We start from the raw sequence: 20,876 nt of genomic DNA, 5'->3' as shown, positions 1-20,876 counted from the left end.
TACATTACTCCCCTGACAGTCTACTTAAGACCTTTGACAGTCTACCTAACTCATTTTATGCTGTGTTTAAGGCACTTTTAGGCCTACTCGTATTTCAGATATTTCACAAGATTCACTTTCGTTGCCTGGTAAGCTTTGATGCTGACAACAGTGAATGTCAAAATCAATAATAAAATCAAACTCAGGATGAATGGAAAAACCGGCATATCAATTCGGTAAGCAAAATCCTTCAGCCACTCGTTCATCAGATAATAACTGATCGGGATGCTTATTAAAACTGCAATTAATGTAATCCAAAGGAATTGCTTCGTTAAACCAAAAATTAAAGTTCCGTCTGATGCGCCTAAAGTTTTTCTGATCGCCACATCTTTCAGCTTCTGTTCGATCATTAATGATGATAATGCGAACAATCCTAACAAGGCTACCATCAAAACCATTGCGTTCAGAATGGTGAACAAGGTCTGCTGTTTCTGATAAGTTTCAAAGGTTTTGGCAAATCTCTTATCAATAAAATAAGAATTGAATGGATAGCCAGGCTCAACCTTATTTTGCCAATAGGTTTTCAATCTTTTTACAGTTCCGTCTATATCATCTGCTTTTAATTTCAATAAAATATTAGCCACATTAAAGCGTTTCCATTCGGTTGCTCTATAATGGAAATATAACACTGGATTTACTTCACTATTAAGACCTTGCGTATTAAAATCTTTTACAATCCCTACAATATGATAAGGTCTATAGTCAAATCCCGGCCTTATTTCTCTTTTCATTACCTGGTCGTCTGTCCAGCCAAATTTTCTTACAAAAGCTTCGTTAACCAATACATTATTGATTGTGTCGGAAGACAGATTGGGATTCAGCCAGCGGCCTTTTTTCAGTTTGACTCCCATAAACTGCAGGTAGTTATAATCCATAGCACCGTGTCCCGCACCGATACTGGTTGTCATATAATCTACATTCGAACTGCTTTGGTTGCCGCTTCCCGGAGCTGATTCTGAGAACGAAATACTTTCTACACCGGGAATTTTTGCCATTTCCGCTTTCAATCTTTCGTACTTCAGCCAGGGTTTTCCGTTATTGTCATCATTAAAATTAATCTGAAAAACCTGTTTGCCACTGAAGCCTAAATCTTTATTCATCATATATTTGACCTGCTGGTTGATAATGAGTCCGCCGATAATAAAGAATGACGAAATCATTAATTGCAAAGTCAAAATCCCATTTCTCAGCCAGATGCCGTGTCTGCTTCTGGCAAAATTTCCTTTCAGTGTTTCGATAGCTTTGAAATTGGCCAGATAAGAGGCCGGAATCAACCCCGAAATCAGCGTAACAAGCAATACCATCGCAAATGAATAAAAGTAAATATGCCAATCGTTCATCACCATTTCTTTATCAAAAAATTGGTTGAAACTTGGCAAAAGCAACTCCGTTAATGCCAAAGACAAAAGATACGATGCAAAACAAATCAGAAAAGTCTCTAATAAAAACTGAAGAATCAATGCCGATTTTGTACTTCCAATGGCTTTTCTGACGCCTATTTCTTTCGCACGCTGAGAAGCCTGCGCTGTTTTCAAATTGATAAAATTGATGGCAGACAGTATCACAATCAAAACAGAAAGTGTGAACAGAATCATTAAAGTTTTGAAATCCGGTTTGCCAAACCAGGTCATTTCTGCGTGAAGCTTCATCTTATCAATCGGCGTCAGAAGCGAATCCGAAGGACCATACAAGCTGATGTACTTCTCCGGCGTAATACCCGCTGGTTTAGCATCTCTTTTGGCACGGAACATAATAATATCCTTAAATTTTCTTTCAAAATCTCTTGGATTGGCATCTTTCTTCAGAAGGAAAAAACCACCATAATTGAAATTCCCCCACTGTTCCTTGTCGTTTTTCAGCTGTTCGGCCGGCTTTATGACAAATTCCGGTTTCATCTGGCTATTGCCTTTCGGGAGCTCATAGACAGCAGTAACCACGAAACTTTTACTTTTTATCTTCACCGTCTCTCCGGAAACACTGGTCTTCCCGAAAAGATTTTTGGCAGCGGTGGTAGAAAGAGCAATACTATTTTCATTTTTAAGAGCATCTTTGTAACTTCCTGATACTAATTTGAATGGAAAAAGATTGAAAAAATTGTCGGAAACTGTAAAACCATCTTTCTGAAAAGTTGTTTTATATTTTGTGACCATTTTGAAAGACATCCCGGTTCCATTCATAAGAACATAGTCCTGAACTTCCGGAATTTGTTTTAAGGCCGCCTCTGCAAAGGGATAAGAAATCGCGCCTCCGTAAAATTTATCCGTTGCATAATACCCTTGAAAATAATAAACATTATCTTTTTTCGGATTCCATTTTTCATAAGATTCTTCGTCGTTCCAATGCATCAGAATGAGCATAAATCCTGTCAGACCGATTGTTAGTCCAAACAAATTAATGATGGTAGAAAGCCAGTTCTTTTTATAATTGATGAAGGCAATTTTGAGCCAGTTGTTTAGCATAATTGATGATTTTGGTTGATGGTTGAAAGCTGATGGTTGTTAGTTTAGAGAATCTCCATCAACTAGCAACCGACAACTATCAACAAAGTTTTTACTCAAAGTTTTTAGAATCTGCTTTTTCGAAAACATCTTTCCTTTGGGAAGAATGCTCTTCGGAAAAAATCTCGCCGTCCTTCATATTCACGATTCTGGAAGCGTAACCTGCATCATAGGAAGAGTGCGTTACCATCACAATGGTCGAACCTTCTCTGTGAAGTTCTGCCAGGAGATTCATTACTTCGTTTCCGTTGGAGCTATCAAGATTTCCAGTTGGCTCATCGGCCAAAATCAGTTTTGGTCTTGTTACCAATGCTCTTGCAACCGCAGCTCTTTGCTGTTGACCTCCGGAAAGCTGCTGTGGATAATGTTTTGCCCTGTGGGCGATGTTGATTTTCTCCATAATTTCTTCCACTCGCTTTTTTCTTTCGGAAGAAGAAAAACCGTTGTAGATCAATGGTAATTCAATGTTTTCATATACCGTTAGCTCATCAATCAAATTAAAATTCTGGAAAATAAACCCGATATTTTTCTTTCTGATATCTGATTTTTTCTTTTCGGAAGTTCCGATGGTTTCAGTTGATTCAAACTGATAAGAACCGGAAGAAGCACTGTCCAAAAGCCCCAGAATATTAAGAAAAGTGGATTTCCCGCACCCGGAAGGTCCCATTATCGCAACAAATTCGCCTTCTTTTATATTTAAGCTTACATTATTTAGCGCATTGGTCTGAACATCTTCTGTTTTATAGACTTTTGAAAGGTTTTGAATATTTATCATTGTAGAATTATTTAAAATTTATAGTTTATTTTACATTAAATGGAATCGATTGTTCCGCCCGAATCTCTTGCTGCAGAAAACTTGATTCCGGACAAGGTCTTATATCTGATTTTTGCCATACTGCTTGCAGAAGCGGTCAATTGCTTAGAAACGGATATATTAACGGATGAAGCCGACTCTGCTGTTACGTTTGCAATAGAAATATTTGTTTTGCCAGCCAATATTTTTGATGCGCCTTCGGAAATAATCTTCGCTGTTCCGATTTTCCCCTTTATTTCGATTAAACTTCCGGATTGTGCATTCAACGAAAGGTTTTCTGTGTTTAAAGTTCCGGAAAAATAACCCCCGGATTGGGTAGAGACAGACACCTGGACAGCATCAGAATCGGCGAAGATTTTCCCACCGCTTTCCGTATAAAATTTCTCAATATTAAAGTTATCTTTGATTTTTACAACCGACCCAACACTTGCACTGACAGATTTTACATCCTTCGCATAAATTACGATTTTAGTATCCACATTTTCCATTGACTGATTTCTTTTATAGCCAATCTGGAGTACATTATTTTTCACTTTAATATCCAAGAAACGCATATAATTGCTGGTAATCAAGGCTTTTTCCTCATTGGATCTTTTCACTTCAACATCGAAAACCATGTCAGAATCTATCCTGTCAAAATGTTCCAAGACTATGGTTTTTGTTTCCAGAACACCCTTTTTATTCCGAAAATCCTGTCCCTTCATAACGGTTACCGAAGTAAAGAATCCGATGATCATTGTTATTAATAGTAATAATAGTTTTTGCATTATATATAGTTTTTAATTTTATTTTTGAATATCCAGTAATTCATATTTTTTAAGTTCAGAATAATCTGAAGTAATTACAGTTTCTCCTTGTTTCAATCCGGAAACCACTTCATAATACAAAGGATTTTCTCTTCCAAGGCTGATGTTTCGTTTCTCAGCTTTGTTACCTTTCACCACGAAGATCCATTTCCCGTTGGTATCTTTATAGAAATTCCCTTTCGGAATCATCATACTTTGCGTGTCTGCCGAAAGTTTTAGTTTCACTCCGAAAGTCATCCCGATTTTCAGATTTTCAATTTTAGCATCAATGAAATTCAGTTCCACAGAAAATTGTCCGTCTTTCACTTCCGGAAGAATTTTTGTGATGATAACTTCATACTCTTTACCGTTGTTGTCGAGTGTTCCTTTGATTCCGTTCGTTAATTTATTAATATAATATTCATCTACTTTTGCAACCAGTTTGTAACCGCCCATCAAATCGATTTTCCCGATGCTTTCTCCGCTTGTCAGATTTTGTCCGAGCGAAATATTGAATGACGACAATCTTCCCGAAGCTGGCGACATTATCAGGAAATTATTCTTGTTGGAACGAAGGATATTCAAACTTTTTTCCATTTGACTAATTGAATTATTAATCGCGGCAAGCTGAGCATTTCTCGAAATTTTCTCGTTAGAAGCACCTTTTTCAACGATTTGTTTTCTGTCTTTCTGATAATTCAGATTTTGGAGAGCAATATCATAATCAGTTTTCTTTCCGATTTCCGCATCGTATAATCTTTTCTGAAGATTGAAGCTTTGCAACGCTGTATTATAATCATTTTGAGACTGCAACAACTCCTTGTCCTGACTGAATTCCTGATTTTTCAGTTCCAAAAGTGAGCTTCTCATCTGGCTGATCTGTTGCATAATTCCCGTTTCCTGATTCAGGTAATTAAATTCCGTATTCGGATTATAAACCCTTGCGATAGGTTGTCCTTTGGTCAGCATTTGTCCGTCTTCCGCATAAATTTCTTTTACCGCACCACCTTCCAGAACATTTACCAAAGAAGAATTAAGAGATTGTGTCTGCGCAGTTACCATTAACATATCTTCGAATTTTCCATTGGTTACTTCATCAACCGTTATATCTTCCAATTTTACATTATATGTTTTTTTTTGGTTTAAGAAATACCAACCAAAAACTGAAACTGCAACAGCTGATGCAATGATGATTAATATTAATTTCAGTTTAGATTTCTTTTTTACTATTTTCGTATCCATAATTGACGATAAGATATTTATCTACAGACTATTACACAATGCAGGTGCCAGAAATTTATAATCTTGTAACACTTTGTAAATGTGATTAAACATTAATTTATTAATTTTAAAACTGTTCATTATCGGACACTTTTTGTGCGGAAACGGACAGATTAATTATAAATGATGAATTGTAAATGATTAATTGTTATTATTTTAATGAATAAATGTCAGGCTGAGCGGAGTCGAAGCCTTCGAATAAGTCATTTAATTTTTTAAATTCAAAAATGCGAAAAAAAGAAGCTCATATTTTAATTGTGGATGATGACGAGGATATCCTCTTCTCGGCGAGAGTATGGCTGAAGAAATTTTTCACGGAAGTAAGTTGTCTCAGTCAGCCAAAAAATATTCTGAAATTTTTATCGGAACAGCAAGTGGATGCCGTTCTTTTGGATATGAATTTCCGGAAAGGTTTTGAAAACGGACAGGACGGATTGTATTGGATGCAGGAAATCAAAACGCTGGAACCTCAGCTTCCGATTATTCTGATGACGGCTTATGGTGAAGTGGAATTGGCGGTTGAAGCCTTGAAAAACGGTGCTTCCGATTTTATTCTAAAACCCTGGAATAACGAAAAACTGTATGCTTCCGTCAATCTCGCTGTCGATATTTCCCGAAAAAATAAAAAATTGAATCAGTGGGAAAATATCAGCATCAAAACCAATCAATACCAATTGGAAACCCAATCTTTTGCGATGAAAGATGTGATGGATCAAATCACGAGAGTTGCGCCGACTGATGCGAATGTTTTGCTTTTGGGAGAAAACGGAACCGGAAAATATGTTTTGGCAGAACATATTCACGAGTTGTCGGAAAGGAAAAACCAGCCTTTTGTTCATATCGATTTGGGAAGTCTTTCGGAAAATCTTTTTGAAGCGGAATTATTTGGTTATAAAAAAGGAGCCTTTACCGATGCGCATCAGGATTACGCCGGAAAAATCGAAAATGCCGAAAACGGAACTGTTTTTCTTGATGAAATCGGGAATCTTCCGCTTCATCTTCAGACTAAATTGTTAAGTTTAATTCAAAACAGAAAACTGTCAAGAATTGGCGAAAGCAAAGAGCGGCAACTGGACGTGAGATTCATTTTCGCAACCAATGAAAATCTCAAAAAAGCCTTTGCAGAAAACCGTTTCCGCAAGGATTTGTATTACAGAATCAACACCGTTGAACTCAATATTCCAAGCCTGAGAGAACGGATTGAAGATATTTCAAATTTAGCCGATTATTTTTTGGAAAAATACAAACAGAAATATCACAAACCTGATTTGACTTTAAATGAAACTTTAATTTCTGAATTAACCCATTACTCCTGGCCCGGAAACATTCGCGAACTCGACCATTGCATCGAAAGAAGCGTGATTCTTTCCAACCAGAAAAACCTCAAATTGCTGATGCCTCAAAACGAAGAATCAGAAAATACAATTATGAATCTGAACATCGAAGAAATGGAAGAAATCCTGATTAAAAAAGCATTGAAAAAACACCGAGGAAATATTTCTTTGGCGGCGGAAGATTTGGGATTGTCGAGAGCGGCGTTGTACAGAAGAATGGAGAAGTTTGACTTGTGAGAAGTTGGGTGTCCGAAGTCTGAAGACGGATGTCGGAAGTTTGTAATTCGAAAACGATTAAAATAAAACGAAAATATTAAAATCTTCGGTGATCGGACTTCCGACTTCCGACTTAAAAAAATGAACAAACAACAAATATTCTGGATTATTTTTATTCTTTTTGGCAATTGCCAGCGGGATTTTTGCTTTTGATTTTTATTCTCAGAACAAATGGATCAATTGCATTTTGTTTTCGTTGGTAAGTTTGGTTTGTGTTTTTTTGGCGCAGACCTCGGCATTATCTTACATTCAGAAGACGGAAAAACTGCTTTTGGCAATTCAGAAAAAAGATTTTTCATTGTTCCCGAAAACTGAGGAAAACAGTCTGATGGATAATGCCGTAAAACTCTATTACCAAAGCAAAGAAGAACATCTTTCGCTATCATCATACAAGCTTTTGTATGAAGAAATTCTGAATCAGCTGGAAATTGGATTGATGATTTTGTCGAGGAATAACAACGAATGGGAAGTGTTTTATGTGAATCCTGTTTTCCTGGAAATCCTGGAAATCCCTAAGTACAACTCCTGGAATCTGTATGAAAATAAAGCGCCTGATTTCTATAAAATCATCGAACAAACCCATTACGAAAACTCACAGGAATTCTTTGATATTTCGATTAATGCAAACACGAGACAATCGTTTTCATTAAGGACAAAGAAAGTTCAGAATGTGAAAAACAGGTTTTGTATCATCAGTCTGGAATCCGTTCAGAAAATCATCGAACAAAAAGAAAAACTAGCGTGGAACAACCTGATGAAAGTAATTTCCCACGAGCTACTGAATACTTTAACGCCCGTAAATAGCTTGATCCAGAATCTGGAATACATTGCCAATCAGGAAACTATCGATAAAGAAGATCAGCAGGATATGAAGGAAAGTCTGATGATTATCAATTCGAAATCGAAGCAATTACTGAATTTTGTGGATGATTACCGACAGGTTGCCGAACTTCCGAAACCGGTTTTTAAAGATATTTCGTTAACGAATATCGTAGAATCCGCTCTTAATTTCCTGAAGCCGGAATTTGAAAAAAATGAGATTAAACTGATTAATTCATTAGAAAATCAAACCATTTTGGCTGACCAAAAAATGATTGAAAGATGTCTGATTAATCTTTATCTCAACGCAATTTACGCTGTTTCTGATAATGTTGAAAGAACGATTAAAACAGAAATCAAAACGCAGAATAAACGAATCATTTTAAGCGTAGAAGATAACGGAATCGGAATCTCGAAAGAAATTCAGGATAAGATTTTTCTTCCGTTTTTCACGACGAGAAGCAATGGTTCCGGAATTGGATTGACACTCAGCAAAAGTATTATTGAAGCTCATAAAGGTTATCTAAATTATAAACCGTTGGAACAAGGAAGCCGATTTGAAATTTGGTTTTTGGAATAAAGAATGCACAAGAATAAAGAGCAAAGAAAAAAGACTTTCAATTCGAAAAATATTTTATCGCAAAGGCACAAAATTTATTAGATTCAGAGTTTAGCAGTCGCAGAGATTTCATCTTAGATAAAATTTACCATTGGAAACTTTGCGACTTTTATTAATCATTAAAATAAAAAAACAAGCGCCTTTGCGATAAAAAATTGACACAATTATGAAAATCAAAAACAATTCTGGCGAAACGGTAGAATTCGAAATTTCGAAACTGGAAAACTCACTTCGGAATTCAGGAGCAGATAAACATTCCGTGAAAAGGGTTTTGGAAACAGTCTTGCCAAAATGTTTCGAAGGCATCAGCACCGGCGAATTGTACCGAATGGCTTTTGAGGAATTAAAGAAAATCTCTAATTCCGTTGCGGCAAGATACAGTTTGAAAAAAGCTTTGCTGGAATTGGGACCTGCGGGATTTTATTTTGAGCAATGGATTTCGCGAGTGTTCCAGAACATCGGCTACAAAACTGAAACGGGACAATTGATAAAAGGTCACGCCGTGACACACGAAGCGGACGTTATCGCCAAAAAAGACGATAAAACTTATTGGGTAGAATGCAAATTCCGAAATGCGGAAGACACGAAAATCTCCGTCACCACGCCGATGTACATTCTATCTAGAATCAAAGATATTTCTAATATTCAATACAACCTTTTCGGAACCAAAACCGAATTCACCGACGGCTGGCTCATTACGAATACTTATTTCACAAAGGATTCTGTAGCTTTTTCGGAATATTATGGATTGAGATTATTATCCTGGGATTATCCGAAAGATAAGAATATCAAAAGTTTGGTAGATCAAAATGCACTTTATCCCATCACTTGCCTCACGACTTTAAATGAAAAAGAAAAACAAAAATTATTGGAAGAAAAATGTGTTTTGGTAAAGGAATTATTCAATAATCAGAATCTATTGAATATTTTAGAACTTAATCAAGAAAAGAAATCAGAAGTTCTGAAAGAAGCTGGAGAACTGATGAACTCCAAAATATCGGAATAAAAAAAACCGCAGAATTTTCTGCGGTTTAACTTGTCTATATTCTATCAGTCTATTATCAGAAAGTCTAAAACTATTTCCCTTTCTGCGGCGGATAATTAGCCATTATCTCGGCCACAACCTGCGGGATTTGTTTTTGTTTAGATTTTGGCGAATCTACAGAAATTCCGCTTCCTGCACCTTGCCAAACCAATTTTTGAGTTTTCGAATCAATGATGTCAATCACAATCGTTCCGCTGTTGTAATTATTGGTCCAGGTATTTCCCATTCCAAAGCCACCGCCCCAGCCCCAAGGTCTTCCCCAGCCAAAACCCGCATTGTAAGAAGTAGTTACATCCTGAACTTTTTTATGAGATGCTTTTACATTCACGATCAAATCAGGATTTTGGGCAGATGTCAGCGCTTTCGACTGTAATTGCTTCGACAATTCGTTCAGAACTCTGTCTTTGTCCAGATCATTCAGTTTTAGATCATCTGTTCTTAGCAGATATGTTTTGTAATTGGCAAAATTGGCTGTAGCAGAATAATCGGATTTTACCTGGAAAGGGCTACAAGAAGTAACTCCGAGTGAAACTGCTGCCAGTAGGATGAATATATATTTTTTCATAATATAGATTTTTTGTTAATTTTTAGCTTTCTTTATAAAAGTATCCGTTTTTTTATCATAACCGTACGGGCAGTGTTTGCAACCGCTTTTACAGCAATAACCACGTTTCAAATGGAATTTTTCTGTAAAAACCTTATAACCTTGCTCGTTATAATAAAAGTCTTCATTTTCTTTGATATCATTTAATTTCATAAGTTAAAAAACTGTACCAAAATTTTTATCTTTGATTGATGATAATTATTAATGGTCAAAGATTACTCAAAAATACTAAAATTTCGGGGATAACACTATTCCCGTTTATCCTGCTGAGAAGAAAATCTGACAGAAAGAACAAAATATTAATCAACCATGAGCGGATTCATATTCGCCAGCAGATGGAGCTGCTTATCATTATATTTTATATCTGGTATCTGTCAGAATATTATATCCGATATCTGAAATATAAAAATCCGAATCTCGCATACCGCAATATCAGTTTCGAAAGAGAAGCTTATGCCAACGAACAAAATACGGACTATCTTAGCAAAAGAAAAATCTGGAGCTTTGTAAGATATTTGTAAGCTTATACAACGCAATAGTTTTTAATTCACAAACTTTTAAAAACCAATGCATTATCTAATAAAACTAAAATATTTCACTCACTGGCATTACATTTTCACTAAAAAAAATTTTCAGATTATAAAATAATCTAAATTTGCAAAATTATTTTTCACAATAATTTATTATGTCGCAAGATATTAGTGGTCATTTTGACCTCAAAAAACTTTCCTGGGTTGGCGTTCTGGTTTCACTGGGAATTGTTTTCGGAGACATCGGTACTTCTCCTTTGTACGTGATGAAAGCCATCATCAATGCTGGAAAATCAGGTGGAATCATCTCAGAAGAATATATTGAGGGAGCTCTTTCCTGTATTATCTGGACCCTGACTTTACAAACCACCGTCAAATATGTCATTATCGCTCTTCGAGCCGATAACAAGGGCGAAGGTGGAATCCTGTCTCTCTATTCTCTTGTTAAAAGATTTAAGAAAAAATGGCTGTATATCATCGCAATAATCGGGGCTGCTGCTTTGGTTGCAGACAGCATCATAACGCCGTCACTGACAGTAATGTCCGCTATTGAAGGGCTTGAACTCGTAGTTCATAAACCGCCGGTTGTCCCCATAACATTAGCAATTCTGGTTATTATTTTTGTTGTTCAGCAATTCGGAACCAGTTTTATCGGCAAATTCTTCGGACCTGTAATGGTACTTTGGTTTCTGGTTTTAGGTGGTTTTGGGCTGGTTCATCTTGTAGAACATCCAACGATTCTTAAAGCATTCAATCCATATTATGCTGTAAAACTGATATACAATTCGCCGAGTGCGATTGTCATTCTCGGCGCAGTTTTTCTTTGTACCACAGGCGCTGAAGCTCTTTATTCCGACTTGGGACATTGCGGTATCAAGAACATTCGCATCAGTTGGATTTTCGTTAAAGTAATGTTGATTCTCAATTATCTGGGACAAGGTGCCTGGTTGTTGAGTAATTATCACGAAGTGTTCCGTGGCAAGAATCCATTTTTCGGAATTATGCCGGAATGGTTCATCATTCCTGGAGTAGTCATTGCAACAGCAGCTGCAATTATTGCGAGCCAGGCAGTAATTACGGGCGCTTTTACAATGTTCTCCGAAGCAATGTCTCTCAACTTCTGGCCTAATCAGGAAATCGAATATCCATCTGGAATCAAAGGCCAGATGTATATCCCGAAAATCAATTGGGGAATTTTGCTTCTATGTTTTGTTGTAGTCGTTTATTTCAAAGAATCCGGAAGAATGGAAGCGGCATACGGCCTGTCCATAACGGTTACGATGCTGATGACCACGATTCTGTTGGTTTTTTGGTTCCTTAAAACCAGAACGAACAAAGTATGGATCGGACTCTTTGCTCTGCTCTATATTTTAATCGAAGGCGGATTCTTCAGTGCCAATATTATCAAATTTTTTGATGGCGGCTGGATGTCCGTGCTGTTAGCCGGTTTTATCGGGATCTGCATGTATGCATGGTATAACGGACGGATTATCAAAACAACCTTCATTAAGTTTGTAAAACTTGAGAAATACATATCGACGATTAAAGATATGAAACTTGACGAAACAATTCCGAAATATGCTACAAATTTGGCTTTCTTCAGCCGTGCAAAAAGAGATGATGAGGTAGAATCGAAAATCATTTATTCCATTATCAGGGCACAGCCTAAGAGAGCGGATCATTATTTCATCCTGAATATTGTTAACCAGGAAGATCCCTATACTTTTAAATATCATGTGGAAGAGATCCTGCCCGGAACCATCTATAAAATAAGCTTTCTGCTTGGTTTCAAAAGAGACAGGAGGATCAATGATTACTTCCAGCAGATTCTGGCGGAGATGATGGAAGAAGGGATAATTCCGCCAAGAAGTTCGCATCCTTCATTGAGAGCTCATAACATTCCGCCTGATTTGAAGTTTGTTATTATTGACAATGTTTATATCAACGACTTTTTATTGACCATCCGCGACAAGATTATTCTTAATATTTATAACTTCGTGAAAAAGCTCGGAAGTAATGACTTTACAGCTTATGGTGTTGCAAGTCATAATGTTGTGGTAGAATCGGCGCCGCTTCTCGACCAGAAAATTAAAATTGAAAGGATAGAGAAAGTCGAAACCAAGCATTACGACTAATCCCGAAAAATTGTCTATTTTTGTATTATGGATACGAAACAAAAAGAGTTGAATATCGCAACTATAAAAGACGTTCTGAGACAATATCTGCAGGACAAGGGTTTCCGTAACACACCGGAAAGATATACGATTCTGGAGGAGATTTACAATATGGAACACCACTTCAATGTGGACGATCTCTATCTGCTGATGATGCAGAAAAAATACCACGTCAGTAAAGCTACAATCTATAATACCATCGAGATTTTCCTGGACGCAGGCTTGATCAGAAAGCACCAATTCGGAGAAAAAACGCTTAGCACTTCTTCTTATGAAAAATCATATTTTGATAAGCAGCACGACCATTTGGTAATTTATAAACCTGATTCTGATAAAGAAATCGAAGAGATCATAGAGTTCTGCGATCCGAGAATCCAGGGCATCAAAGAATCTATAGAAAAAGCATTTGGTGTAAGTATTGATACGCATTCGTTATACTTCTACGGACACAAGAAGTCTGAAAATTAATGAAGAAATCTTTTTTTGTTATTCTGCTTCTGATCTTTGTCAGACTGTTTTCGCAGGTCACACCAACCCAAAATCCAGGCTTGGCAAAAGACCCGTTTTTCAACAATCAGAATCCTCAGACCGAACCCTCTAAAAAAGTAAAGCATATCCATTCCGACACAGCAGGCGTTAGTCCTGATAAATATGACGGCAATATGGTTTTCTCCGGAAACGTTCAGTTTGAACATCAGGGTTCTGTTCTCACAGCGGATGAAGTGGTTTTTTACCAGAAAGAAAATTTCCTGAAGGCCATCGGGAACGTAGTCCTTACAACTGCGGACGGAAACAGGATCACCGCTGCAGAAATGGAATACGATGGTAATACACAACGTGGAATCGCCAGAAAAAATGTAGTGCTTACAGATCCAAAGCAGACCATAAAAACAGAAACGCTTTACTACGATAAAATTCCTAACACCGCATATTTCAATACTGGAGGAACTATTTACAGTAACGATGGAAGTGTGATGTACACCAAAACAGCGACCTATAATCTTAACTCAAAAATGATAGATTTTGTGGGACGTTCGAACATCGAAACAGATAAATACACCATTGTCAGCGATAACATCAAACAAAATCAAAACACAGGTGTTTCCGATTTCTTTGGTCCTACGACTATTAGAGACAAAAAAAATCCAATCAATTACGTTTATACAGAACAAGGTTCTTATAACTCCAAAACTGGTGAATCTTTTCTCAACAAAAACTCCAGAATACATAACAATGGCAAAATCCTGACAGGTGACAAACTTTACTTCAACAGAAATACTGGTTTCGGTAAAGGAACTGGAAATGTAATGCTGGAGGATCCGAGAGAGAAACGTTTTATAAAAGGCGGTTATGGCGAGATCTATGAAAAGAAAGACTCTGCTATGATTACCGATAAACCTTATTTTGTGAAAATTTTCGCAAAGGATTCACTTTATATGTCGGCAGATAAATTTCTGACTTTCCAGAGGCAAGATTCTGCCAACTCGCTCAAAAAGAAAAGTTTTCTAAGGGCATTCCGGAAAGTACGGATTTTTAAATCCAATATGCAGGGACGTTCGGACTCGCTTAGTTTCAATGAAACAGATGGCGAGATGCATATGATTCGTAAACCAATCCTATGGATGGGCGCAAAACAGGTGACTGGTGACGAGATCCGAGTCTATAGCAATCCTGAAAAAGAAATTACAGATTCTATAAGAGTTATGGGCAATGCCTTCGCCATCAGCAAAGCCGATTCTCTGAATATGAAAGATGAATTCAACCAGATCAAAAGCAAGAATATGATTGTTTATCTGAAGGATAATGCAATTGATGTTTCAAAAGCTGTTGGCAATGCACAGGCCATCACTTACGCAGATGATACCAATGAGAAGACTAAAGAAGTCACCAGAATTGGTGTCGCCCTTTCCACTTGCGGCGAAATTGTGGCTCATTTTATAGAGCGGAAACTGGAACAGGTGGACTGTAATATAGGGGCGAATACGGATACTTATCCGATGAGCAAAATTTCTAAACAGGAAAGGTTTTTCAAGGATTTTAACTGGAACACCAAAGACCGCCTTCAGAAATGGAGCGACATTTTCCTGGACACACCCAATTATCCCGAAATTGTCTATGAATCGGATAATTCTCTTTTTGAACGGGCTGAAACCGAACGCAAAAAAATCGAGGAAAAAAATAAGCCTAAAACACCAGTTCGGGTTAAAAAGTAAATTTTTATTAGGGCGCCTTTATCCGCCTTCCACTCCCGCTTTTTTCTTTTTTTTCTAAAAAAGAAAAAGAGCTTCGTTCAAGTCGGGGCGCGCTTCGCCAAGATTGAAACTTTGTTATCTGAATCACGAAAAAATTTAAAAAATCACGAACTTTGCAGAAGTTTTTATTTACAATGGACTTAAAAAAGAATTTCTATCAATATCAGGCACAGACCACGCCTTATGCCGCAGGTTTCGAAGTGGAAAAAGCAGAAGGAAGCTACATCTATGGAAAAGACGGACGAGCTTATCTGGATTTTGTAGCAGGCGTTTCTGCCAACACGCTTGGACACTCACATCCAAAAGTGGTTAACGCTATCAAGGAACAGGCGGACAAATACCTTCACGTGATGGTTTATGGAGAATATGCGCAGGAAAAACCTGTCGAACTTTGCAGGCTTCTGGCAGAAGCCACACCCGAACCATTGGAAGTGACTTATCTCGTTAACTCTGGAGCAGAAGCAATTGACGGAAGTTTGAAACTAGCCAAACGTTATACAGGAAGAGAAGAAATCATCGCTTTTAAAGATGCTTATCACGGGAATACGCACGGTGCGCTTTCTGTTGCGGGGAATGAATTCCATAAAAGAGAGTTTCGTCCGCTGTTGCCGATGGTGAATTTCATAGAATTTAATAATGAGAATGATTTTGATAGAATTACTGAGAAAACCGCTTGCGTGATTGTAGAAACCATTCAGGGAGCGGCGGGATTCATAACTCCGAAAGACAATTATTTCATCAACCTGAAAAAACGGTGCGAAGAAGTTGGTGCATTATTGATTCTTGATGAGATCCAGCCAGGGTTTGGAAGAACCGGAAAATTGTTCGCCTTTGAACATTTCGGCATTGTTCCTGACATTTTGGTAATGGGAAAAGGAATGGGCGGCGGTGTTCCGGTGGGTGCTTTTATGAGTTCGAAAGAAATTATGACAAGCCTTTCACATTCGCCGAAGCTGGGACATATCACGACTTTTGGAGGAAACCCTTTGATTGCAGCAGCATCTCACGCCACTTTGAAAGAAGTTTTGGAAAGCGGACTGATGAACGAAACCGACAAAAAAGAAAAATTGTTCCGGGAATTGCTCGTTCATCCGAAAATCAAAAATGTGAACGGAAAAGGACTGATGCTGGCTGTGAATCTTAGTTCGCCGGAATATACTTTGAAAATCGCATTGAGATGTATGGAAAAAGGACTGATCGTTTTCTGGCAACTCTACAGGAACGAATATATGAGAATCTCGCCGCCTTTGACAATCTCCGAAGACGAAATACGAAAAGGTTGTGCGATTATTCTGGAAGCTTTGAATGAGTTGGAATAATTTTGAATATATAGCAAAAGATTTTTACAAATAGAGTGTTTTTAAACTTCACAAAGCTTATAAAAGAATCTAAAATTTGCTTTACCTTAGTTTAGTTCATTCTGAATAATAAACTTCGCCTTTATGCTGAATGTTGTTTTATGCCAAATCTGCAGCCCGGCTTGAACGGAGCTCTTTTTATTTTTTTGATGAAAAATAAAAAAGCGGGAGTGGAAGACGGATTAAGCTGCCCAAATCTTCGCTGAATAATTGTAAAAATAAGGATTCATCAATGCTGTAAATTTAACTAATAAAAATCATCCATAATTTCAATAAATTTTTTGTATTTCCATAGACATTTTGATTTGGAAATAAGAAATTAATTTATATATTGCGCCACAATTAGAATTAGAGTATGGCGAAAACGAAAGTGCAGTATGAATACAATATGCATTGTCTCTCGGAGATATTGTATGAGTATCTGGCAAGTGCAGAAGGATTATCAGAATGGTTTGCAGACGACGTTGTAGAGCGTGGTGACGATTTCTTTTTCAGTTGGGGCGGTGGTCCTGCTGAGAGGGCTACACTGATACGTTATAAGCCGGAAAGTTTTGTGCGATTCCGTTGGGAAGAGGACGAAGGGACGAAATATTTCTTCGAGCTTTCCATCGTTATCGATGAAATCACAGACGACCTTTCTCTTAATATCACAGATTTTTGCGAAGATGGTGACGAAGAGGAAAACAGGCTCTATTGGGAAAACCTCATAGAAAACTTACAGATAAAATTAGGCGCCGCTTAATATAAATGGATGAACGATTTTTTATCGTTCATTATTTTTTTGTACACAACAATGCAGAAGATAGTTTATACACAAGACAATTTACAATTGCTGAACCGTTCTTTTCTTTTTGGAGATTCGGTTTGGGTTTCATTTTTCGTACGAAACGGAAATCTTATAATGTCAGAGGAATCTTATTTTTTCCTGATGGCATCGATGAGAAAAATGAGGCTGAATATCCCGCTGACTTATACACTGGAATTTTTCCAGGAACTTTTCCAGAGAGAAGTTTTGGACAAAGGTATCAGGAACGGTATTATTCAATTAATGGCATACAGAATCCAGGATGAAAAACCATTATCAAAATCGGAAACGGCTTTCTTTTTTGAGGTCGAAGAATCTGAGGATATCCTGAACATCCAAGGCAATATCGAATTGGATCTGATCAAGGAAATCAATGTGAATGCTAATCTTTTGAGCAATATCCGTGTTCATTCTGCGGAGAATATCTATGCCGAAATCTATGCGAAAGAAAATGATCTGGATGACGTTATTCTCCTGAATCCGAACAAAAAAATCGCCAGAAGTATCTTTGGAAATCTGTTATTTCTTCAGAATAATGTGATTAAAATTCCTAAGCAAACGGAAGGCGCATACATTTCCCCTTTGATGGAAAACTTTGTGACCTTCATTCATAAAAATAAATTAGCGGAAATTGAGGAGGCAGAAATCATCGCTTTCGAATCTCAAAAAGCTGACGAAATACTGAGAATTTCTGATGAAAAGGGTATTCATTCAGTTTCAAAAATCAGGAATAAGACTTTTGAAAATGAGCAATTTTCCATGCTTGTTCAGAGATGGAGAGACGCTTTCAATCTTTCAGCTTTATAAACAAAATCCGGCAGTTGCCGGATTTTTCATGGTGCCAATCTGGATATTTTCCAGTCAAAATCGTCAGTCAAAGTATATAATATTCTATCATGAAGACGGTTTGGTCTGCCTTGCCAAAATTCTATTTCATAAGGTTTTGCAATGTATCCCCCCCAGTTTTCAGGTCTTGGAATTTCTTTATTTTCGAATTCGGTTTCAAGATCTTTGAGTTTATTTTCGAGGAAGTGTCTGTCCGGGATTTCCCGACTTTGTGGTGAAACAACTGCACCTAACTGGCTGCCTTTTGGTCTGGAATGGAAATAGCCGTCACTCAGGTTTTCAGCGATCCTTTCGACGCTGGCTTTGATGATGATCTGTCTTTCCAGACTTGGCCAGAAAAAATGAAGGCAGGCTGTATGCGTTTTCTCCAGTGATTTTCCTTTACGGCTGTCATAATTGGTATAGAAAATAAAGCCTTCCCAATTGTAGGCCTTTAGCAAAACCATTCTTGTTCTAGGGCAGCCGTCATCTTCGACAGTGGATATTGCCATTGCATTGGCTTCGGAAACCTGAGGATTTTCTTCGGCTTCCAAAAACCAATTGCGGAATTGTTCGATTGGATTTTCCCTGATCTCGGTTTCTATGAGCTGGGATTTTTCGTAGATTTTTCTTTTATCGTGGAGGTTTCCGGTGTTCATTTGTTGCAGTATTTTTATAAACTTGAATTGACATGAATGTTGAATTAACTGAGAATTTTTGTTTTTTTTGCGAAGCGCGCCCCGACCTGAGAGGAGCTCTTTCTGTTTTTTCTAAAAAAACGAAAAAGCGGGAACGGAGGGCGGATAAAGGCGCCCAGATTGTTTAATCCGTTATAATTTTAACTTAAATTTTACTTTAATTCTTTTTCAAAAAAATATTTTTTTTATAGCTTTGATAGATGAATTACTCTTACAAAGGTAAAATTTTAATCTCAACACCTGATGTTTCGGGTGATATATTTTCACGTTCTGTGGTCTTGATTATCGAGCATAACGAGAACGGAGCGTTTGGGCTGATTTTGAATAAAAAGAACCGGAATATGAGTTCGAGACTGCTGAATATTTTCGGATTTCCTGTGGAATTATATGAAGGCGGTCCTGTGGAAAATGATAAAGTTTTTTTTATCCTGAAAGGTCAAAAGATCACGGAAGAATTTTCAGAGATCAATGATGAGTTCTACATAACGGAGGATATTGATTCTGTGGTTTCGGCCATTATTGAAGGCTCTGTGAGTATATCTGACATCAAAGTTTTCTCCGGATATTCGGGATGGTCTGCGATGCAACTGGAAAGCGAAATTCAGCGGAAAATGTGGACGATTGTGGATGTTTTTAATCTGGACTACACACTTCCGAACGATCAGAATCTATGGAAAAATATAATGCAAAATCTGGGTGGCGAATTTCTTCTTTGGGCGAATGCGCCGGAGGATGTGAGTTTGAATTAATTTAGAATAAAATATTCTCGCATATGGAGCAAATGGAGCAGATTTTATCAATATATAATTTGCTGAATCTGTGAAATATGCGAGAAAATAATTAAATCAAATCGGGATTTGTTCTTCAAAAACGACTGCACCTGTTTCTGTATAATAAGTACAAGTTTTGGCATCGATATCAACAATCCATTTATACACTCCGCTGTCTGCACAGTCTTTGCAGAACTGGAAAAAATCTGTTCCACCTTGCTGATGATTTCGCAGATCGGCTAAAAATTTCTCCGGATTTGGAATTCCGTAGATTAGTAAAGGTGCATATTTTTGTGTTGATGACACTTTGTAGTCATCATCGCCGAGATAATTAGTTGAGCCATCTTCTACAAAAGTTTCCAGACTTTTAACGCCCAATTCTCTGATGGTTTTTGCAAACTCTGGAAATCCTTTTCCGCTTTCTACATTAGAATGCGCTTCTTCTATTTGTGCAAGTGTAAACATTATTCTAAAATTTTCTGTATTTTTATGTTCTTTGTTAATTCCCTGATTTCCTTTAACAATAATGGAAAACCAGGCTTTGCCATGGCCACATGGTCGAATCCATCTTCTTCTAATAATTTAATTGAAGGATGACTGACTAATTTCAACATTCTTGCCAAATAAGCATTTTCCTCGTAGCGACCTAATAATTCCAATTCTCTGTCGCCTGTAATCAAAACGATGGGCGGTGCATCCTTTCTGATGTGGAATAAGGGTGCATACTCATCAATTGTCGGCTGCATCTCGGGAATTCCTTTTTCCTTTCTGATTTGAAAATGCGTGATCGCCTGCCCGCTGAACGGAATAAGTCCGGCAATTTGATCTGCATCAATTTTATGTTTCTGAAGATATTTTTTGTCCAGCGTAATCATCATCGCAAGATAACCTCCTGCAGAATGTCCGGACTGAAAAATTAGATTTCTGTTTCCACCATATTTTTCAATATTCTCGAAAACCCAGGCGGTTGCAGCCGCAGCATCTTCTATGTAAGACGGCGCTTTTACCTTTGGCGCCAAACGGTATTCTACGCTTACGACGGCAATATTTTCGTTCAATAATTCCTTAGGCAACTCATTATTTCCACCAGTCAAACCGCCACCGTGAAACCAAATCACAGTTGAAAAATTTTTGACGTTGGTTGGATAGTAAAAATTCAGTTTGCATTGAGAACTAATGTAAGCATTAGCTTTACTTATTTTCTCAGGGTAATAAGAAATATTGTTTTCTGTTTTGTAAACTGTCTGCGCAAAACCGATTGCAAAAACTAAAATTAAAATAAGACTGATTGGTTTTCTGAACATAACTTTTTTTTAAACAAAAGTCCTAAAGGATTTTGTCAAATTGAAT

General features: G+C 37.3%; 20 protein-coding genes. 11 read left to right on the top strand and 9 right to left on the bottom strand.

Features of this window, described 5'->3' with window-relative positions:
• Window positions 1–83 precede the first annotated feature (83 nt).
• The 4 genes from BUA97_RS10435 to BUA97_RS10420 all read right to left on the bottom strand — a co-directional run bounded on the left by BUA97_RS10435 (window position 84) and on the right by BUA97_RS10420 (window position 5,378).
• Window positions 84–2,498, bottom strand: coding sequence for an ABC transporter permease (locus BUA97_RS10435; protein WP_072997774.1), 2,415 nt, complete (start codon window positions 2,496–2,498; stop codon window positions 84–86).
• Between the two features lie 91 nt (window positions 2,499–2,589).
• Window positions 2,590–3,312 carry an ABC transporter ATP-binding protein gene (locus BUA97_RS10430; RefSeq protein ID WP_072997773.1) on the bottom strand — a complete coding sequence of 241 codons (723 nt, stop codon included), beginning with the start codon at window positions 3,310–3,312 and terminating at the stop codon, window positions 2,590–2,592.
• 35 nt (window positions 3,313–3,347) lie between these two features.
• Window positions 3,348–4,118 (bottom strand): GIN domain-containing protein, encoded by a 771-nt coding sequence (locus BUA97_RS10425; protein ID WP_084081308.1) that lies wholly within the window; start codon window positions 4,116–4,118, stop codon window positions 3,348–3,350.
• An 18-nt stretch (window positions 4,119–4,136) separates the two neighbouring features.
• Window positions 4,137–5,378: an efflux RND transporter periplasmic adaptor subunit gene (locus BUA97_RS10420; RefSeq protein ID WP_072997771.1), complete on the bottom strand. Its 1,242-nt coding sequence runs from the start codon at window positions 5,376–5,378 to the stop codon at window positions 4,137–4,139.
• A gap of 266 nt (window positions 5,379–5,644) precedes the next feature.
• On the opposite strand from BUA97_RS10420, the gene BUA97_RS10415 reads away from it, so the two are divergent.
• The 3 genes from BUA97_RS10415 (at window position 5,645) to BUA97_RS10405 (ending at window position 9,471) form a co-directional block, all read left to right on the top strand.
• Window positions 5,645–6,988 (top strand): sigma-54-dependent transcriptional regulator, encoded by a 1,344-nt coding sequence (locus BUA97_RS10415; protein ID WP_072997770.1) that lies wholly within the window; start codon window positions 5,645–5,647, stop codon window positions 6,986–6,988.
• A 160-nt stretch (window positions 6,989–7,148) separates the two neighbouring features.
• Window positions 7,149–8,426, top strand: a complete 1,278-nt coding sequence (locus tag BUA97_RS10410) for a sensor histidine kinase (protein WP_072997769.1) — start codon at window positions 7,149–7,151, stop codon at window positions 8,424–8,426.
• Window positions 8,427–8,631: 205 nt separating this feature from the next.
• Entirely contained in the window at window positions 8,632–9,471 is an 840-nt protein-coding gene (locus BUA97_RS10405) for a restriction endonuclease (protein WP_072997768.1), read from the top strand.
• 70 nt (window positions 9,472–9,541) lie between these two features.
• On the opposite strand, the gene BUA97_RS10400 is transcribed toward BUA97_RS10405, so the two are convergent.
• Together BUA97_RS10400 and BUA97_RS17150 are read right to left on the bottom strand one after the other, a co-directional pair.
• Window positions 9,542–10,075, bottom strand: coding sequence for a DUF4136 domain-containing protein (locus BUA97_RS10400; RefSeq protein WP_072997767.1), 534 nt, complete (start codon window positions 10,073–10,075; stop codon window positions 9,542–9,544).
• A gap of 15 nt (window positions 10,076–10,090) precedes the next feature.
• On the bottom strand, window positions 10,091–10,267 hold the full coding sequence (locus BUA97_RS17150) for a DUF5522 domain-containing protein (protein WP_175546195.1): 177 nt from the start codon (window positions 10,265–10,267) through the stop codon (window positions 10,091–10,093).
• A gap of 41 nt (window positions 10,268–10,308) precedes the next feature.
• On the opposite strand from BUA97_RS17150, the gene BUA97_RS10395 reads away from it, so the two are divergent.
• From BUA97_RS10395 to BUA97_RS10365, 7 genes are all read left to right on the top strand, one after another.
• Window positions 10,309–10,635 carry a hypothetical protein gene (locus BUA97_RS10395; protein ID WP_072998589.1) on the top strand — a complete coding sequence of 109 codons (327 nt, stop codon included), beginning with the start codon at window positions 10,309–10,311 and terminating at the stop codon, window positions 10,633–10,635.
• A gap of 164 nt (window positions 10,636–10,799) precedes the next feature.
• Window positions 10,800–12,779, top strand: a complete 1,980-nt coding sequence (locus tag BUA97_RS10390) for a KUP/HAK/KT family potassium transporter (RefSeq protein WP_072997766.1) — start codon at window positions 10,800–10,802, stop codon at window positions 12,777–12,779.
• Between the two features lie 27 nt (window positions 12,780–12,806).
• Window positions 12,807–13,286 (top strand): Fur family transcriptional regulator, encoded by a 480-nt coding sequence (locus BUA97_RS10385; protein ID WP_072997765.1) that lies wholly within the window; start codon window positions 12,807–12,809, stop codon window positions 13,284–13,286.
• Window positions 13,286–15,031, top strand: a complete 1,746-nt coding sequence (locus tag BUA97_RS10380) for an OstA-like protein (protein ID WP_072997764.1) — start codon at window positions 13,286–13,288, stop codon at window positions 15,029–15,031. Before BUA97_RS10385 ends, BUA97_RS10380 begins: the two co-directional genes overlap by 1 nt.
• A 173-nt stretch (window positions 15,032–15,204) precedes the next feature.
• The gene (locus BUA97_RS10375; RefSeq protein WP_072997763.1) at window positions 15,205–16,389 is read left to right on the top strand and encodes an aspartate aminotransferase family protein; all 1,185 of its coding nucleotides are present in this window, start codon (window positions 15,205–15,207) and stop codon (window positions 16,387–16,389) included.
• Window positions 16,390–16,783: 394 nt separating this feature from the next.
• Entirely contained in the window at window positions 16,784–17,170 is a 387-nt protein-coding gene (locus tag BUA97_RS10370) for an START-like domain-containing protein (protein WP_072997762.1), read from the top strand.
• A gap of 51 nt (window positions 17,171–17,221) precedes the next feature.
• Window positions 17,222–18,040 carry an aminotransferase class IV gene (locus BUA97_RS10365; protein ID WP_072997761.1) on the top strand — a complete coding sequence of 273 codons (819 nt, stop codon included), beginning with the start codon at window positions 17,222–17,224 and terminating at the stop codon, window positions 18,038–18,040.
• A gap of 26 nt (window positions 18,041–18,066) precedes the next feature.
• On the opposite strand, the gene pdxH is transcribed toward BUA97_RS10365, so the two are convergent.
• Window positions 18,067–18,717, bottom strand: coding sequence for a pyridoxamine 5'-phosphate oxidase (pdxH, locus tag BUA97_RS10360; RefSeq protein ID WP_072997760.1), 651 nt, complete (start codon window positions 18,715–18,717; stop codon window positions 18,067–18,069).
• Window positions 18,718–18,956: 239 nt separating this feature from the next.
• Between pdxH and BUA97_RS10355 the strand changes: the two genes are divergently transcribed.
• Window positions 18,957–19,505, top strand: coding sequence for a YqgE/AlgH family protein (locus BUA97_RS10355; protein WP_072997759.1), 549 nt, complete (start codon window positions 18,957–18,959; stop codon window positions 19,503–19,505).
• A gap of 96 nt (window positions 19,506–19,601) precedes the next feature.
• On the opposite strand, the gene BUA97_RS10350 is transcribed toward BUA97_RS10355, so the two are convergent.
• Window positions 19,602–19,991 carry a DUF1398 domain-containing protein gene (locus tag BUA97_RS10350; RefSeq protein WP_072997758.1) on the bottom strand — a complete coding sequence of 130 codons (390 nt, stop codon included), beginning with the start codon at window positions 19,989–19,991 and terminating at the stop codon, window positions 19,602–19,604.
• Window positions 19,991–20,830: an alpha/beta hydrolase gene (locus tag BUA97_RS10345; RefSeq protein ID WP_072997757.1), complete on the bottom strand. Its 840-nt coding sequence runs from the start codon at window positions 20,828–20,830 to the stop codon at window positions 19,991–19,993. The genes BUA97_RS10350 and BUA97_RS10345 overlap by 1 nt, the downstream gene beginning before the upstream one ends.
• Window positions 20,831–20,876 lie beyond the last annotated feature (46 nt).

This window comes from Epilithonimonas mollis, from assembly GCF_900142325.1.
In the GTDB taxonomy this organism is placed as follows: Bacteria; Bacteroidota; Bacteroidia; order Flavobacteriales; family Weeksellaceae; genus Epilithonimonas; species Epilithonimonas mollis.
The sequence above is the reverse complement of the archived record's forward strand: the minus strand, read 5'-3'. Positions and strand labels throughout refer to the sequence as shown.

Excerpts from the sequence above, each read along its gene's own strand:
- BUA97_RS10345 (WP_072997757.1), bottom strand. The coding sequence starts at position 20,830 with ATGTTCAGAAAACCAATCAGTCTTATTTTAATTTTAGTTTTTGCAATC.
- pdxH (WP_072997760.1), bottom strand. The coding sequence starts at position 18,717 with ATGAACACCGGAAACCTCCACGATAAAAGAAAAATCTACGAAAAATCC.
- BUA97_RS10400 (WP_072997767.1), bottom strand. The coding sequence starts at position 10,075 with ATGAAAAAATATATATTCATCCTACTGGCAGCAGTTTCACTCGGAGTT.
- BUA97_RS10405 (WP_072997768.1), top strand. The coding sequence starts at position 8,632 with ATGAAAATCAAAAACAATTCTGGCGAAACGGTAGAATTCGAAATTTCG.
- BUA97_RS10370 (WP_072997762.1), top strand. The coding sequence starts at position 16,784 with ATGGCGAAAACGAAAGTGCAGTATGAATACAATATGCATTGTCTCTCG.
- BUA97_RS10435 (WP_072997774.1), bottom strand. The coding sequence starts at position 2,498 with ATGCTAAACAACTGGCTCAAAATTGCCTTCATCAATTATAAAAAGAAC.
- BUA97_RS10365 (WP_072997761.1), top strand. The coding sequence starts at position 17,222 with ATGCAGAAGATAGTTTATACACAAGACAATTTACAATTGCTGAACCGT.
- BUA97_RS10415 (WP_072997770.1), top strand. The coding sequence starts at position 5,645 with ATGCGAAAAAAAGAAGCTCATATTTTAATTGTGGATGATGACGAGGAT.
- BUA97_RS10380 (WP_072997764.1), top strand. The coding sequence starts at position 13,286 with ATGAAGAAATCTTTTTTTGTTATTCTGCTTCTGATCTTTGTCAGACTG.
- BUA97_RS10350 (WP_072997758.1), bottom strand. The coding sequence starts at position 19,991 with ATGTTTACACTTGCACAAATAGAAGAAGCGCATTCTAATGTAGAAAGC.
- BUA97_RS10375 (WP_072997763.1), top strand. The coding sequence starts at position 15,205 with ATGGACTTAAAAAAGAATTTCTATCAATATCAGGCACAGACCACGCCT.
- BUA97_RS10355 (WP_072997759.1), top strand. The coding sequence starts at position 18,957 with ATGAATTACTCTTACAAAGGTAAAATTTTAATCTCAACACCTGATGTT.
- BUA97_RS17150 (WP_175546195.1), bottom strand. The coding sequence starts at position 10,267 with ATGAAATTAAATGATATCAAAGAAAATGAAGACTTTTATTATAACGAG.
- BUA97_RS10430 (WP_072997773.1), bottom strand. The coding sequence starts at position 3,312 with ATGATAAATATTCAAAACCTTTCAAAAGTCTATAAAACAGAAGATGTT.
- BUA97_RS10390 (WP_072997766.1), top strand. The coding sequence starts at position 10,800 with ATGTCGCAAGATATTAGTGGTCATTTTGACCTCAAAAAACTTTCCTGG.
- BUA97_RS10385 (WP_072997765.1), top strand. The coding sequence starts at position 12,807 with ATGGATACGAAACAAAAAGAGTTGAATATCGCAACTATAAAAGACGTT.
- BUA97_RS10420 (WP_072997771.1), bottom strand. The coding sequence starts at position 5,378 with ATGGATACGAAAATAGTAAAAAAGAAATCTAAACTGAAATTAATATTA.
- BUA97_RS10425 (WP_084081308.1), bottom strand. The coding sequence starts at position 4,118 with ATGCAAAAACTATTATTACTATTAATAACAATGATCATCGGATTCTTT.